Genomic DNA, 261 nt, shown 5'->3' with positions numbered 1-261 from the left:
GGTCATAACCGACTGAGCCACCGGAGGCAAAGGCGTCATCAAGCCAAAAGTTGTATTCAGCAGCTAAGGCATTGGCTATATCGGAGAAGCTTGCCGTGCCTTTGTCAGCGGCAACGACCAAATACGGGTCGTCTTCGTCATGACGCACCGTATCGGCTGGCGGGACAATTTTTCCATCAACGATATTGTCAGTGATATCGAGCATACCGCGTAGGAATGTCTGATAACAAGCAATCCCTTCAGCTTGGAACGCTTCGCGAC

1 protein-coding gene is annotated in these 261 nt (G+C 51.3%); it reads right to left on the bottom strand.

Features of this window, described 5'->3' with window-relative positions; all coding sequences use genetic code 11:
- Positions 1-261: NAD-glutamate dehydrogenase domain-containing protein (locus tag AAEZ06_RS27575; RefSeq protein ID WP_350617300.1), on the bottom strand; the 261-nt coding region annotated here is incomplete at both ends.

This window comes from Pseudomonas sp. HY7a-MNA-CIBAN-0227, assembly GCF_040310325.1.
Taxonomy (GTDB): Bacteria; Pseudomonadota; Gammaproteobacteria; order Pseudomonadales; family Pseudomonadaceae; genus Aquipseudomonas.
The sequence above is the reverse complement of the archived record's forward strand: the minus strand, read 5'-3'. Positions and strand labels throughout refer to the sequence as shown.